This is a genomic window from Ruegeria sp. AG7 (assembly GCF_056541545.1).
The window spans coordinates 128,150-141,634 of record NZ_JBQFYP010000005.1 but is presented as its reverse complement, the minus strand read 5'-3'; the positions used below and the strand labels follow the sequence as shown (position 1 = coordinate 141,634).

Annotated in this window: 14 protein-coding genes; 9 read left to right on the top strand and 5 right to left on the bottom strand. The window is 57.6% G+C overall.

The window, feature by feature from the left end; all coding sequences use genetic code 11:
* The first annotated feature begins 7 nt into the window (after window positions 1–7).
* The 7 genes from sucD to lpdA all read left to right on the top strand — a co-directional run bounded on the left by sucD (window position 8) and on the right by lpdA (window position 8,358).
* On the top strand, window positions 8–889 hold the full coding sequence (sucD, locus tag ACR0BF_RS08755) for a succinate--CoA ligase subunit alpha (RefSeq protein WP_209506539.1): 882 nt from the start codon (window positions 8–10) through the stop codon (window positions 887–889).
* Entirely contained in the window at window positions 889–1,629 is a 741-nt protein-coding gene (locus tag ACR0BF_RS08750; protein ID WP_480624696.1) for a hypothetical protein, read from the top strand. Before sucD ends, ACR0BF_RS08750 begins: the two co-directional genes overlap by 1 nt.
* Window positions 1,626–2,168 carry a DUF805 domain-containing protein gene (locus tag ACR0BF_RS08745; RefSeq protein WP_480624695.1) on the top strand — a complete coding sequence of 181 codons (543 nt, stop codon included), beginning with the start codon at window positions 1,626–1,628 and terminating at the stop codon, window positions 2,166–2,168. The genes ACR0BF_RS08750 and ACR0BF_RS08745 overlap by 4 nt, the downstream gene beginning before the upstream one ends.
* Window positions 2,165–5,122, top strand: a complete 2,958-nt coding sequence (locus tag ACR0BF_RS08740) for a 2-oxoglutarate dehydrogenase E1 component (protein WP_480475078.1) — start codon at window positions 2,165–2,167, stop codon at window positions 5,120–5,122. The genes ACR0BF_RS08745 and ACR0BF_RS08740 overlap by 4 nt, the downstream gene beginning before the upstream one ends.
* A gap of 3 nt (window positions 5,123–5,125) precedes the next feature.
* On the top strand, window positions 5,126–6,625 hold the full coding sequence (gene odhB, locus ACR0BF_RS08735; protein WP_480624694.1) for a 2-oxoglutarate dehydrogenase complex dihydrolipoyllysine-residue succinyltransferase: 1,500 nt from the start codon (window positions 5,126–5,128) through the stop codon (window positions 6,623–6,625).
* A 2-nt stretch (window positions 6,626–6,627) separates the two neighbouring features.
* The gene (locus ACR0BF_RS08730; RefSeq protein WP_480483134.1) at window positions 6,628–6,897 is read left to right on the top strand and encodes a hypothetical protein; all 270 of its coding nucleotides are present in this window, start codon (window positions 6,628–6,630) and stop codon (window positions 6,895–6,897) included.
* A 72-nt stretch (window positions 6,898–6,969) separates the two neighbouring features.
* Window positions 6,970–8,358, top strand: a complete 1,389-nt coding sequence (gene lpdA, locus ACR0BF_RS08725; RefSeq protein WP_480518437.1) for a dihydrolipoyl dehydrogenase — start codon at window positions 6,970–6,972, stop codon at window positions 8,356–8,358.
* Between the two features lie 21 nt (window positions 8,359–8,379).
* Here the strand turns inward: lpdA and ACR0BF_RS08720 are convergent, their stop codons facing one another.
* The gene (locus ACR0BF_RS08720; protein ID WP_480494314.1) at window positions 8,380–8,958 is read right to left on the bottom strand and encodes a TetR/AcrR family transcriptional regulator; all 579 of its coding nucleotides are present in this window, start codon (window positions 8,956–8,958) and stop codon (window positions 8,380–8,382) included.
* 102 nt (window positions 8,959–9,060) lie between these two features.
* Here ACR0BF_RS08720 and ACR0BF_RS08715 point away from each other — a divergent pair, with 102 nt between their 5' ends.
* The gene (locus ACR0BF_RS08715) at window positions 9,061–9,654 is read left to right on the top strand and encodes an NAD(P)H-dependent oxidoreductase (protein ID WP_480475068.1); all 594 of its coding nucleotides are present in this window, start codon (window positions 9,061–9,063) and stop codon (window positions 9,652–9,654) included.
* 19 nt (window positions 9,655–9,673) lie between these two features.
* Here ACR0BF_RS08715 and ACR0BF_RS08710 read toward each other — a convergent pair whose 3' ends face one another.
* Genes ACR0BF_RS08710 through ACR0BF_RS08695 form a run of 4 tightly spaced genes read right to left on the bottom strand, consistent with a single transcriptional unit; the run spans window position 9,674 to window position 12,579 of the window.
* Window positions 9,674–10,279: a pyridoxamine 5'-phosphate oxidase family protein gene (locus ACR0BF_RS08710; RefSeq protein ID WP_480624693.1), complete on the bottom strand. Its 606-nt coding sequence runs from the start codon at window positions 10,277–10,279 to the stop codon at window positions 9,674–9,676.
* Window positions 10,266–11,006, bottom strand: coding sequence for a lysophospholipid acyltransferase family protein (locus ACR0BF_RS08705; protein ID WP_480518431.1), 741 nt, complete (start codon window positions 11,004–11,006; stop codon window positions 10,266–10,268). The genes ACR0BF_RS08710 and ACR0BF_RS08705 overlap by 14 nt, the downstream gene beginning before the upstream one ends.
* Window positions 11,006–11,905, bottom strand: a complete 900-nt coding sequence (locus ACR0BF_RS08700) for a cell division protein FtsX (RefSeq protein WP_480518429.1) — start codon at window positions 11,903–11,905, stop codon at window positions 11,006–11,008. Before ACR0BF_RS08700 ends, ACR0BF_RS08705 begins: the two co-directional genes overlap by 1 nt.
* Window positions 11,902–12,579: a cell division ATP-binding protein FtsE gene (locus ACR0BF_RS08695; protein WP_480476894.1), complete on the bottom strand. Its 678-nt coding sequence runs from the start codon at window positions 12,577–12,579 to the stop codon at window positions 11,902–11,904. Before ACR0BF_RS08695 ends, ACR0BF_RS08700 begins: the two co-directional genes overlap by 4 nt.
* Window positions 12,580–12,761: 182 nt before the next feature.
* Here ACR0BF_RS08695 and ACR0BF_RS08690 point away from each other — a divergent pair, with 182 nt between their 5' ends.
* Entirely contained in the window at window positions 12,762–13,484 is a 723-nt protein-coding gene (locus ACR0BF_RS08690; protein WP_480475061.1) for a zinc-ribbon domain-containing protein, read from the top strand.
* The last annotated feature ends 1 nt before the right edge of the window (window position 13,485 follow it).

Genomic DNA, 13,485 nt, shown 5'->3' with positions numbered 1-13,485 from the left:
GGACAAAATGGCAGTCCTCATCGACGAAAACACTAAAGTGATCTGTCAGGGCTTTACCGGCTCGCAAGGTACATTCCACAGCGAACAGGCCATTGCCTATGGCACCAAGATGGTTGGCGGCGTAACCCCCGGCAAAGGCGGGATGGAGCATTTGGGCCTGCCCGTGTTCAACTCGGTCCACGAGGCCAAGCACGTGACCGAAGCCAACGCATCGGTGATCTACGTACCGCCCCCATTCGCGGCAGACTCGATCCTCGAAGCGATTGATGCCGAGATGGAAGTGATTGTCTGCATCACCGAAGGTATCCCGGTTCTGGACATGATGAAGGTGAAACGCGCGCTGGAAGGCAGCAAGTCGCGCCTGATTGGCCCGAACTGCCCCGGTGTCATCACGCCTGACGCCTGCAAGATCGGCATCATGCCCGGCCATATTCACAAACGCGGCAGCGTGGGTGTCGTTTCCCGCTCGGGTACGCTTACTTATGAAGCCGTGAAACAGACAACGGACGTAGGACTGGGCCAGTCCACCTGTGTGGGCATTGGCGGCGACCCGATCAAAGGGACTGAGCATATCGACGTGCTGGAATGGTTCCTGGCAGATGACGAGACCACGTCGATCATCATGATTGGCGAGATCGGCGGCTCGGCCGAGGAAGAGGCCGCACAATTCCTGGCCGATGAGGCCAAGAAAGGCCGCAAAAAGCCGGTTGCAGGCTTCATCGCAGGCCGCACGGCCCCTCCGGGCCGCCGCATGGGCCACGCGGGCGCGATCGTCGCCGGCGGCAAGGGCGGTGCCGAGGATAAGATCGAAGCCATGCGCTCGGCCGGTATCGTCGTGGCTGAAAGCCCGGCGCAGCTGGGTGAAGCTGTGCTGGAAGCGATTGGGTAATGGTCAGCGACCGAGTGTTTGTTCTTCGGGCAGTGCTCGGTTTGAAGGCGGGCGATTATCGCCTGCCTTTTGATGCGGCTTGGAGGCAGTTGAAGTTGGTGCGTCGAGTTAGTGCAGTGATCATTGCTTTGCTTGCGATCATCGCTCAAACAAAAGCTCAAGCAGCTATGGAAGACGCGCTTGGCGTCCAGATTGCCAAACTCTGCCGGGAACTTGTTCAAGCGTCCGAACCAATCGCCGAAGGTCTGGCGGACAATGGATTTGTTCTCGCTGAAGGCGACGCATTAGACGCCATCGCCCGCCACATGAGCTATAGAAGAAGGCTGGAACGTGCTGCTGGCTCCACCTATGTCCCCGATCCTGAGAGTTTCCCGGCGGAGTTGGAAAAAGCAAGGGCAACGCTGGATAACTTAAACAAGATTTCATTTATCAGCGTTCTCATTCACCCTGACCATCCAAATTACTTCCTAAACGCTCAAGAAAAAGGAACACGGTCCTGTGGTTTCACCTATGTAGGTGACTTTACGGGCTGGCCGGAGCGACTTGGGTTCACAAGCGATAACTCTATATCGTTTGAAGAACGGTTCGCTTCGGGTCAGGACTTATCAGTCAAAATCTTGCACGGCCCAAAAGACAAAGCGTCAGATTTAGGAACTTTAGTTGTGCTTGGTCCGAGCCTTTGCGCAGGCTCAAATTTTGGCGGTTCGGATTTTGCGATCCGTTGGTCGGTGAGCCCATGACCTTCTCTGACGCCATACGCACCTGCTTCTCCAAGTTCTTCACTTTCTCGGGCCGTGCTTCGCGGCCCGAATACTGGTTCTTTTTCCTGTTCATCGTGATCTGGAACATCATTGCCGGGATCATCGACTGGCAGTTCTTCACGCAGGTCGCGGTGACGGAAACCGAAACCTCGAAATCCGTGTCGGCCACGTCCTCGCAACCGGTGCAGGGCATCGTCAGCCTGATCGTCTTCTTTCCCCATCTGGCAGTTGCTTTCCGGCGGATGCACGATACCGGGCGCAGCGGGCTGTATGCTCTGCTGCCGATCCTGTCGATCCTTGGCGCCGGAGCTGTGCTCGTTTTTGGTATCGGCTTGGCCTCTCATTTCCAGCATGGTGGCAGGCTGGATATTCTGTTCACCCGCGCCACGTTGCTCATCGTTCTTCCGACACTACTGGTACTGGTCGTGTCGCCCCTCCTGGTTCTATGGTGGCTGACACGCCCCAGCCAGCCAGGCACCAATCAATACGGTCCCAACCCAACAGAGGTAGCCCTATGACCGAACATTCGCCCAATTCCGCCTTTCATGCCTCAAGCTTCATGCAGGGGCATAATGCCGAATATCTGGAGCAGCTTTATGCGCAATACACAAAGAACCCCGGTGCGGTGGATGCCGCATGGGGCGCGTTCTTTGATGCCATGGGTGATGATGCCCCCGATGTTCAACGCGAAGCCGAAGGCCCGTCCTGGGCGCGCACCGACTGGCCGCCGATGCCAGCAGACGACCTGACTGGTGCGCTGACTGGTGAATGGGCCGAGATTGACGCTAAAGCGGCGGGCAAGAAGATCAAGGACAAGGCGGCTGAAAAAGGGGCTGAGGTCAGCGACGACCAGATCAAACGCGCCGTGCTGGACAGTTTGCGAGCACTGATGCTGATCCGGGCCTATCGCATCCGGGGCCATCTGGCCGCGGATCTGGACCCGCTGGGCATGCGCGCTGCCAGCACCCATCCTGAGCTGGACCCGAAGACTTACGGTTTCACCGATGCCGACATGGATCGCCCGATCTTTATCGACAACGTGCTGGGATTGCAGGTCGCTTCGATGCGGCAGATCGTTGAGATCGTGAAACGCACATATTGCGGCACCTTTGCGCTGCAATACATGCATATCTCGAACCCGGAAGAGGCCGCGTGGCTGAAGGAGCGGATCGAGGGCTATGGCAAGGAAATCGCGTTCACCAAGGAAGGCCGCAAGGCGATCCTGAACAAGATGGTCGAGGCCGAGGGCTTTGAGAAGTTCCTGCACGTCAAGTACATGGGCACCAAGCGGTTCGGTCTGGACGGTGGCGAGGCGCTAATCCCGGCGATGGAACAGATCATCAAGCGCGGTGGCGCGCTTGGCCTCAGTGACATCGTCATCGGGATGCCGCACCGGGGTCGCCTGAACATTCTGGCCAACGTGATGGGCAAGCCTTATCGCGCGATTTTCAACGAATTCCAGGGCGGTAGCTTCAAGCCAGAGGACGTGGACGGCTCTGGCGATGTGAAATATCACCTCGGCGCCTCCAGCGATCGCGAATTCGATGGCAACAGTGTGCATCTGTCATTGACCGCCAACCCCTCTCACCTTGAGGCGGTAAACCCGGTAGTTCTGGGTAAGGTTCGCGCCAAGCAAGACCAACTGGGCGACACGGACCGTACCAGGGTCATGGCGATATTGCTGCACGGTGACGCGGCCTTTGCCGGTCAGGGTGTTGTGGCCGAGGGCTTTGGCCTGTCCGGCCTGAAAGGGCACAGAACCGGCGGCACCATGCACATCGTGGTCAACAACCAGATCGGGTTCACTACCGCGCCGCATTTCAGCCGCTCGAGCCCCTATCCCACCGATATCGCGCTGATGGTCGAGGCCCCGATCTTCCATGTGAACGGCGACGACCCCGAGGCGGTAGTTCACGCCGCGAAGGTGGCGACCGAGTTCCGCCAGAAGTTCCATAAAGACGTGGTTCTGGACATCTTCTGCTATCGCCGGTTTGGCCATAACGAGGGCGATGAGCCCATGTTCACCAACCCGATCATGTACAAGAAGATCAAAACCCATAAGACAACGCTTTCCTTGTATACCGAGCGGCTGGTCAAGGACGGGCTGATCCCCGAGGGTGAGATCGAAGATATGAAGGCCGCCTTTCAGGCCCATCTGAACGACGAATTCGAGGCCGGGAAAGACTATAAACCCAACAAGGCCGACTGGCTGGATGGGCGCTGGTCGCATCTGGACAGGAACAAGGATGATTATGTCCGGGGTGAAACAGCGATCTCGGCAGAGACACTGGCGGAAATCGGAGCCGCGCTGACCAAGGCTCCTGACGATTTCGCAATGCACAAAACCGTTGAGCGGTTGCTGGAACATAAGAAACAAATGTTCGAGACCGGTGCAGGCTTCGACTGGGCCACGGGCGAGGCACTGGCGTTTGGCTCGTTGCTGACCGAGGGATACCCCGTGCGTCTGGCCGGACAGGATGCAACACGGGGCACGTTCAGCCAGCGTCACTCTGGGTTTGTTCATCAGGAAACCGAAGAACGGTATTACCCGCTTAACAACATCCGTGCCGGGCAATCCCAATACGATGTCATTGATTCGATGCTGTCCGAATACGCGGTGCTGGGTTTCGAATACGGCTATTCGCTTGCAGAACCGAACGCTCTGGTTCTGTGGGAGGCGCAGTTCGGCGACTTTGCCAACGGTGCGCAGATCATGTTCGATCAGTTCATCAGCTCGGGTGAAAGCAAGTGGCTGCGGATGTCCGGTCTGGTCACACTGCTGCCGCATGGCTTTGAAGGGCAAGGCCCAGAACACTCGTCAGCGCGTTTGGAACGGTTCCTGCAAATGTGCGGTCAGGACAACTGGATCGTGGCGAATTGTACGACACCCGCGAACTATTTCCACATCCTGCGCCGTCAGTTGCACCGGACCTTCCGGAAACCACTGATCCTAGTGACGCCGAAGTCGCTGTTGCGTCACAAGCTGGCCGTCAGCACGGCGGATGACTTCACCACAGGCTCCAGCTTCCACCGGGTGCTGTGGGATGACGCGCAAAAAGGCAACTCTGACACCAAGCTGGTGGCCGATGACAAGATCAAGCGCGTCGTCATGTGTTCCGGCAAGGTCTATTTCGACCTGTTGGAGGAACGCGATGCGCGTGGCATCGACGACATCTACCTGATGCGGATCGAACAATTCTATCCGTTCCCGGCACATTCACTGATCAACGAACTCGAACGGTTCAAGAATGCCGAGATGGTCTGGTGTCAGGAAGAGCCCAAGAACCAAGGTGCGTGGACCTTTATTGAACCCAACATTGAATGGGTCCTGTCCCGTATCGATGCAAAACACACGCGCCCGACCTATGCCGGTCGCGCCACATCGGCCTCGCCCGCAACGGGGCTGGCCAGCCAACACAAAGCCCAACAAGAAGCGCTGGTAAACGAAGCGCTGAGCATTGAAGGAAAGTAAGCGATGACGATTGAAGTTCGTGTTCCCACGCTTGGCGAATCGGTCACCGAAGCCACAGTTGCAACCTGGTTCAAAAAGCCCGGTGATGCGGTCGCCATGGATGAGATGCTGTGTGAGCTGGAGACAGACAAGGTCACCGTCGAGGTTCCTTCACCCGCAGCGGGTGTAATGGGTGAAATCGTGGCAGCCGAAGGCGAAACCGTCGGTGTTGATGCCTTGCTGGCAACGATTGCGGCTGGAGAAGGCGCAGCGCCAGCTGCAGCTCCGGCAGCGGCACCTGCCGCATCGGCCGGGTCGGTTGAAGTGATGGTGCCGACACTTGGTGAATCTGTGACAGAAGCAACCGTTTCGACCTGGTTCAAAAAGGTTGGCGACAACGTCGCGCAGGACGAGATGCTGTGCGAATTGGAAACCGATAAAGTCTCGGTTGAAGTTCCCGCACCGACTTCGGGTGTTCTTGCAGAAATCGTTGCTCCAGAAGGTTCGACCGTGGATGCGGCTGCCAAGCTGGCTGTCATCTCCGGAGCAGCCGCTGGTGCAACAGCCGCGCCGGCCCAGGCAGCGGCGGCTGCGCCCGCAGCAACCAGCACAGGAAGAGACATCGCAAACGCGCCGTCAGCCCAGAAGGCAATGGCCGAAGCCGGACTGTCAGCTGATCAGGTCACCGGAACAGGCCGCGACGGTCGCATCATGAAGGAGGACGTGGCCAAAGCCGTTGCAGCAGTTTCGGCCCCGGCACCTGTGGCGGCTGCCCCCACCCCTGTGGCCCAAGCCCCGCGCGCCCCTGTGGCTGCCGAGGACGAGGCACGCGAAGAACGCGTGCGGATGACCCGCCTGCGTCAGACAATCGCCAAGCGTCTGAAAGATGCACAGAACACAGCCGCGATCCTGACCACCTACAACGAGGTGGACATGACCGAGGTCATGGCCCTGCGCAATCAGTACAAGGACCAGTTCGAGAAGAAGCACGGCGTAAGGCTGGGCTTTATGTCCTTCTTCACCAAGGCCTGCTGCCATGCCCTGAAAGAAGTGCCCGAGGTCAATGCCGAGATTGATGGGACCGACATCGTCTACAAGAACTTCGTGCATATGGGCGTCGCCGCCGGTACGCCGCAGGGTCTGGTCGTGCCTGTCATCCGCGATGCGGACAGCATGTCCTTTGCCGCGATCGAAAAAGCCATCGCCGAAAAGGGCAAGCGCGCCCGTGACGGCAAGCTGAGCATGGCTGAGATGCAGGGTGGCACCTTCACCATCTCGAATGGTGGTGTCTATGGCTCGCTGATGTCCTCGCCGATCCTGAACCCCCCGCAGTCGGGTATTCTGGGCATGCACAAGATCCAGGACCGTCCGATGGTCATCAATGGTGAGATCAAGATCCGCCCGATGATGTATCTGGCCCTGTCCTATGACCACCGGATCGTCGATGGCAAAGGTGCCGTGACCTTCCTCGTCCGTGTGAAAGAGGCGCTGGAAGACCCGCGCCGCCTGCTGATGGACCTGTAAGCATGGCAACGCATGTCCTCTGGCAGGCCGATGTGGCCGATTTCAATGCTTGGCTGAAAGTGTTCCGCGAGGACAAACCGATGCGCAAGGCCGCGGGTATCCGCGACCTTCATGTCTGGCGCGACCCCGACCAAAAGGACCACGCCATCGCGATGTTCGAGGTTACAAACCTGGACAAGGCCAAAGCCTTCTTTGGTTCCGAAGAATTGGCGATGCATCACGAGCGGGGCGGAATTGCCCATATCTCGATCAAGCTGCTGGAACCTGTTTGACAAAGACTATTTCCGACCCGCCAAATCGGGTCGGGGAAGCGCCGGATCGTCCGGTCGATTTAGGAGAATGTAATGGCAAATTATGACGTCATCGTAATCGGCGCCGGACCCGGCGGCTATGTCTGCGCGATCCGCTGCGCTCAACTGGGTTTGAAAACCGCCGTGGTCGAAGGGCGCGAAACACTGGGTGGCACTTGCCTGAACGTGGGCTGCATTCCCTCTAAGGCGCTGCTACATGCCAGCCATCAGCTGCACGAGGCCGAGCATAACTTTGCCAAGATGGGCCTGAAGGGCAAAGCGCCTTCGGTCGATTGGAAGCAGATGCAGGCCTACAAGGACGAAGTCATCGACGGCAACACCAAGGGCATCGAATTCCTGTTCAAAAAGAACAAGATCGACTGGCTGAAAGGTTGGGGATCAATCCCTGCCGCAGGTCAGGTCAAAGTGGGTGATGAAGTCCACGTGACCAAGAACATTATCATCGCATCCGGGTCGGAACCATCTTCCCTGCCCGGTGTTGAAGTTGATGAGAAAGTTGTCGTGACCTCGACCGGTGCTTTGTCACTGAACAAGATCCCGAAGAAAATGGTTGTGATCGGCGCGGGTGTGATCGGTCTGGAGCTGGGATCGGTTTACAGCCGCCTGGGCGCTGAAGTTACCGTGATCGAGTTCCTCAAGGAGATCACGCCGGGCATGGACCCAGAGGTGCAAAAAACCTTCCAGCGCATTCTCAAGAAACAGGGCCTGACATTTGTCATGGGCGCGGCGGTGCAGAAAACCGAAGCGACCAAGACCAAGGCCAAAGTTACTTACAAGCTGCTCAAAGACGACAGTGAACATGTGATCGACGCCGACACTGTGCTGGTTGCCACAGGCCGCAAACCCTATTCGGATGGTCTGGGACTGGACGCTCTGGGCATCGAGATGACACCGCGTGGTCAGATCAAGGTTGGTGCCGACTGGCAGACCAACGTGCCGGGCATCTATGCAATTGGCGACGTGACCGAAGGACCGATGCTGGCGCACAAGGCCGAAGACGAAGGCATGGCCGCAGCCGAGCAGGTTGCAGGCAAGCACGGTCATGTGAACTATGGCGTGATTCCGGGCGTGATTTACACCTGGCCCGAAGTCGCCAATGTCGGTGAAACCGAAGCGACGCTCAAAGAACAGGGTCGTGCCTATAAGGTCGGCAAGTTCATGTTTATGGGCAATGGGCGTGCCAAGGCGAATTTTGCGGCAGACGGGTTCGTCAAGATTCTGGCCGACAAGGAAACCGATCGCATCCTGGGTGCCCATATCATCGGCCCCGGCGCGGGCGATCTGATCCACGAAGTTTGTGTGGCAATGGAATTCGGTGCTTCTGCCGAGGATCTGGCCCTCACCTGCCACGCGCATCCGACGTATTCCGAAGCGGTGCGCGAGGCTGCCCTGGCCTGCGGAGACGGCCCGATCCACAGCTAACACCTCTGACCCCGGTGGCGATCAGCCTGCCGGGGTCAGCCATGCATCCAAGTATGTTTCCAGCCTGTCTGTGAACGTTGTCGCTGAGTGCAGCGCGCAATATTGTAAGGACATGGCCTGAATGGCAAAGGCCTGCACGCCTTCTGCCAACAGCTCGGATGGTACATCCTTGCGCACCTCTGCGGTTTCAAGCCACATCATCACGACCCGAAAATATCGTTCAAAACAATAGGCAATCGGCCCAATATCTGCGATAGCCGTTGCCCCCGAGTATCTGATCAACAGATCGAACACGTACCGTTCGGACGTCATGAATTCGTGGACCGGTTCCAGCGAAGCGATGATCTCTGGTACCGTTTTGGGTGGAGTTCCGGATTGGGCCAGATCCAGACACGCATTCAGCTTGTCCGCTATCAAGATTTCCATCAGCGCGTCCTTGTCGCGGAAATGCGCAAAGAAGGTCCCCTTGGCAACACCCGCGGCCTTTACAACGTCTTCCACCCGCAAAGCTTCATATCCGCCGTGTCGGATAACCTCTTCCGCAGCTGAGAGAAGCTTGGCGCGGGTCTTGATGGTACGTTTCTGGATCGTTTTTTGCATAACGCCCAATCGCACATTTTTTGACCGTGGTCAAATTTAATATTGACCGTGGTCATTTTTTGATTCTATAAACTGACCGTGGTCATTTTTAGGAGAACCCCGATGCACCCCAAGAAAATCCTCATCCTCGATGGACACCCGGCAGAAAGCAGCTTGTCACGCACATTCGCAGAAACCTATGGCGAGGCAGCCCGCAAAAACGGACATGATGTCCGAATGGTCCATCTGAGCGACCTGCAGTTCGATTTTGACTTCGGTCAGGGCAACTATCACGACTTCAAGCCGCTTGAACCGGTTCTGGAACACGTGTTGCAGGACTTCGAATGGAGCGACCATCTGGTCCTGACCACACCTATGTGGTGGGGCGGGCTGCCTGCAAAACTCAAAGGATTGATTGATCGGATGTTCATACCTGGACGGACATTCGACACCCGCAACACGACGATGGCCGGCCTGCCAGCCCCGATGCTGACCGGACGCACCGCGCGCGTTATCCTGACCTCAGATACGCCCGGCTGGTTCATGCGTCTGATGTACAGGCAAGCGCTTATTCGGCAGGTTCGCGGCCAGATCCTCGGGTTTGTTGGCTTCAAACCAACGCGGTTTACGTACTTTTCAGGCGCAAGCTATCCCAAACCGGGCAGCGTTGATCGCTGGATCAAAAAGGTGTCCAGAATCGGAGCCGCCGCAGCTTGACTGAACAGCCGTCCGTTACCTACCACATTGTTTTGGCGGCGCGTGCAGCCCAGTCTTTGTCATATTGCGCGCCGCCCTCTTCACCTTCTGACGCCTCGGACAGAAGCTGCCCAATCGTCGGAAGGTCCTTGCTTTCGTCGCCACAAGTCCAAGTTCGGGCGCGTATCAGTGCACGCGCGCACTGGCTGTAAATTTCATCAATCTGAACAACGATAACCGTCGCCGGAACCTTGCCAGCCTTTTCGAACTGGTTGCGCAATGCCGCGTGTGCGGTCAATCGGGCCGTTCCGTTCACCCGAACGACATTGTCAGAGCCCGGCACAAAGAACATCAGCGAAACGCGCGGGTCCCGAACGATGTTACGCAAGCTGTCCAGGCGGTTGTTTCCCCGCCAGTCGGGCAGCACCAGTGTTTTTGGGTTCAATTCGCGCACAACAGCTCCGTCGTCCCCACGAGGGCTTCCGTCCACACCCTCGGGACCAACTGTACTGAGAATGCAAAGACGCGAGGCTTCAATCCACTTGCGATAGAGCGGAGTTAAGTGTCGAACGACCTTTCGCAACGAAGCAGCACCCGGCGTTCCGTACAACGCCTCGAGATCTTCTACTTTTTCAATGAATTCCATCAGGATCAAACCCCACTTCGCGCATCAATTCGTTCGAGCGTGTTTCTATGACTTCCTCCAACCGAGCGAGGAACTCATCGCGGGCAACACCTGGTTTGATCGGCTCCAGAAAATCTACAATGGCAAGGCCGGGTTTACGCAAAACGCCTGTGCGGGGCCAGAACACGCCAGCATTCGTCGCAACCGGAACGCACGGAAAACCAAGGCCTTCATACAGAATCGCCGTACCAACCTTGTAGGGTTTCTTTGCGCCCGGCGCCACACGCGTGCCCTGCGGATAGATTACCAGCTGTCCAGGTTCAGAAAACTCTTTTGAGACGTCCTTGACCATTTTTGCCACAGCCGCACCGCGCTTGCCTCGATTGACCGGGATACAGCCAAGGCGTCGCGCATACATGCCAATAACGGGTGTGAACAACAGCTCGCGCTTCATGATAAACTTGCCGTGCGGAATGGCGTCGAAAATCATGATGATATCAAGGAACGACTGATGTTTGGCCCCGATGACCACTTCATTCGTCGGGGCATTGCCCCGCACCTCGCAGTGAATACCAACCATCCACCGGGCCAGCCACATGGTGCTTTTGGCGTAGGTTTTACACGCTTTCAGCGCACCGTTTCTGGAAAACAGCGCATAAGGCAGAAACGCGATGCCAAGGATCAGCATCCAGGCATAGATCACAATCATGAAGATGAGGGAACGAACCCACTGAATTGCCATCAACATCAGGAAAGCTCCTTCAACTTGCGTCGGGCTGCGGCCCATGTGGCAACAAAGGCAACGGCTGCCCCAAGGACGGGGATAAGAACCGGCAACACCCAGTCTTTACCCTGAAATCCAACTCCGGTCAGAAATCCACCCGCATCCGAAGCCTCGGGCAAAAGCAAGACACCTGTCATTCCCAGCAGGGTCCCAACCGAGGCGCCGAAAAACGCGCGATAGGTAAACCGCCGTACAAAAGCACCTGCGATGAAACCATCCTGCGCGCCAACCAATCGCAGAACTTCGATAATCTGCGCATTGGCCGCAAGTGAGGCGTTGGCTGCAAGGGTAATCATCGCAGCGGTCGCACCGCCAATCAGCAGGATTGATATCCACCCCAGACGACGCAGGGACATCGCAGCATCGACCAGCGGTTCGCGCCATCGCGTATGATCATCCAGAACCGCGCCGGGTACCTCGGCCCCCAATCGCAATCGCAGCCCGAGCGCATCCAGACCGGGTTCGCCCTCGATGATCTCGATCAGCTGTGGGATTGGCAAAGTATCCAACGGCAGGTCCGGCCCGAACCAAGGTGACAGCAACGCGGCTTGTTCATCTGCGCTAAGCGCACGGGCAGACGCGACACCGGGTGTCTGGCTGAGGACGGTCAATGCCGCTTCTGTTTGGGCAGCAAGCTGCTCGGCCGGTGCATTGATGCGTAAGGTTGCGGCGCCTGCCAGTTCCGAAGCCCACCGATCCGCGATGCGGCCAGAGGCGAGGGACAAAGCCAAAGCGAAAACAGCAAGAAATGCCATGGCACCAGCGACAAACAGGGTCAGGTGGGCAGTGTAGCCGGTTGGCGGAACAACGCGGTCAGCACGGGTATCGCCGCGCAGCAGGTTTCGGATATCAGCCCCAGTCACAGGTCTGCCCCCGCCAGATGCAGCTTTCGCTGCGAAATCCGCAAAACACGCGCCTGAACATGGCTTTTTGCAGCTCGGATCAGGCTCAGGTCATGGGTGGCAATCAGAACGGTCTTTCCCATGCGGTTCAGTTCAACCAGAAGGTGCAACAAACGTTGCGACATCTCCCAATCGATATTGCCCGTGGGTTCATCCGCCAATATGACATCGGGCGACAGGATGACGGCACGCGCCAGAGCTGCTCGTTGACGTTCACCGCCGGATAATTCCGGTGGCCGTGCTTCGAGACGTGCACCAAGCCCCACCCAGCTAAGCAGTTCGGTCAGATTGTCTTGCCCGGACGATTCCCCGCGCCCGGACACCATCAGTGGCAAGGCGACATTTTCAGCAAGCGTCATATGGTCAAGAAACTGGCAATCCTGATGCACAACGCCGACACGGCGGCGCAGCACGGCCAGCTGATCCCGATCAAGGGTCGAGACGTCCTGATCAAACACGCTAAGACGCCCTGAGGTCGGCAACAGCGCCCCGTAACACAACTTGAGCAATGTCGTCTTGCCCGCCCCCGACGGCCCGGTCAGAAAATGGAACGACCCTGGCTGTAATTGAACCGAGACATCGCTCAGCAACTCGCCGCCACCGTAGGTATAGCTGACATTTTCCAGCTCGATCACACGTGCCCCCAATATTTTGCCGCTCTTCTTGCCCGAGCAGGGCGACGGTTTCAATGGCTCTACCGAGTCCAATTGGTGACACTTGACCTATGAAACCGAAAACGCCCTTTGCTGTTGGGTCTTAACGGAATATCATCCCTGAAAAAACTATTATCGGCCCTTCACCCGGTCGAGGAGGCAGTATGCGTCTTACATGTCCGAATTGCACTGCGCAGTACGAAGTTCCTGACGAGGTCATCCCCGAGGAAGGCCGCGACGTGCAGTGTTCGAACTGCGATCAAACCTGGTTTCAGGCCAAGCATCCATCCGAGCCGACGGTTGAACCGAACGCGCCCGAGGACAAGCCTGTTGTGGCAGATACACCTGACACCGAGGTCGAGGCCCAGAAGGACGCCGAGCCCGCAGAAAAAACAGCGCCAGAGGTTGAAAAACCTGCTGCATCCACAGGAAATGTTGCCCCATCAGTCGCCAGTATCCTGAAAGAAGAAGCCGCACGAGAAGCAGAGTTGCGCGCGCAGGAAGGCGGCGGCCTGGAAAGCCAGCCCGATCTGGGCCTAGAAGCCCCACCAGAGCCAAAGGTCAGGCCCAAACGCCCTGCAACTTCGGAAACCGCCGTTGATGCCGGGCAAAAGGATGCACTGCCGGATGTCGATGCCATCAACTCGAGCATGCGGTCCGACCCCGCAGAAGATGTGGCGCAGGCGCCCCGCAAGTCCGGTGGGTTCTTGCGCGGTTTTGCGCTGATGCTGATCATCGGCGTGGTTCTGTACCTGATCTACGGGAATGCCCGCCAAATCAGCGAGGCTGTACCGCAGGCCGATCCGCTGCTCAGCTCATATGTGTCGCTGGTGGATCAGGCGCGAATCTGGCTCGAAACTCAGGCAGGATCTGGAGCGCAGAACTGAG

Coding starts and splice junctions, on each gene's coding strand:
- odhB (WP_480624694.1), top strand. CDS start 5,126: ATGACGATTGAAGTTCGTGTTCCCACGCTTGGCGAATCGGTCACCGAA.
- ACR0BF_RS08720 (WP_480494314.1), bottom strand. CDS start 8,958: ATGCAAAAAACGATCCAGAAACGTACCATCAAGACCCGCGCCAAGCTT.
- ACR0BF_RS08710 (WP_480624693.1), bottom strand. CDS start 10,279: ATGGAATTCATTGAAAAAGTAGAAGATCTCGAGGCGTTGTACGGAACG.
- ACR0BF_RS08730 (WP_480483134.1), top strand. CDS start 6,628: ATGGCAACGCATGTCCTCTGGCAGGCCGATGTGGCCGATTTCAATGCT.
- ACR0BF_RS08690 (WP_480475061.1), top strand. CDS start 12,762: ATGCGTCTTACATGTCCGAATTGCACTGCGCAGTACGAAGTTCCTGAC.
- lpdA (WP_480518437.1), top strand. CDS start 6,970: ATGGCAAATTATGACGTCATCGTAATCGGCGCCGGACCCGGCGGCTAT.
- ACR0BF_RS08750 (WP_480624696.1), top strand. CDS start 889: ATGGTCAGCGACCGAGTGTTTGTTCTTCGGGCAGTGCTCGGTTTGAAG.
- ACR0BF_RS08705 (WP_480518431.1), bottom strand. CDS start 11,006: ATGTTGATGGCAATTCAGTGGGTTCGTTCCCTCATCTTCATGATTGTG.
- ACR0BF_RS08740 (WP_480475078.1), top strand. CDS start 2,165: ATGACCGAACATTCGCCCAATTCCGCCTTTCATGCCTCAAGCTTCATG.
- sucD (WP_209506539.1), top strand. CDS start 8: ATGGCAGTCCTCATCGACGAAAACACTAAAGTGATCTGTCAGGGCTTT.
- ACR0BF_RS08745 (WP_480624695.1), top strand. CDS start 1,626: ATGACCTTCTCTGACGCCATACGCACCTGCTTCTCCAAGTTCTTCACT.
- ACR0BF_RS08715 (WP_480475068.1), top strand. CDS start 9,061: ATGCACCCCAAGAAAATCCTCATCCTCGATGGACACCCGGCAGAAAGC.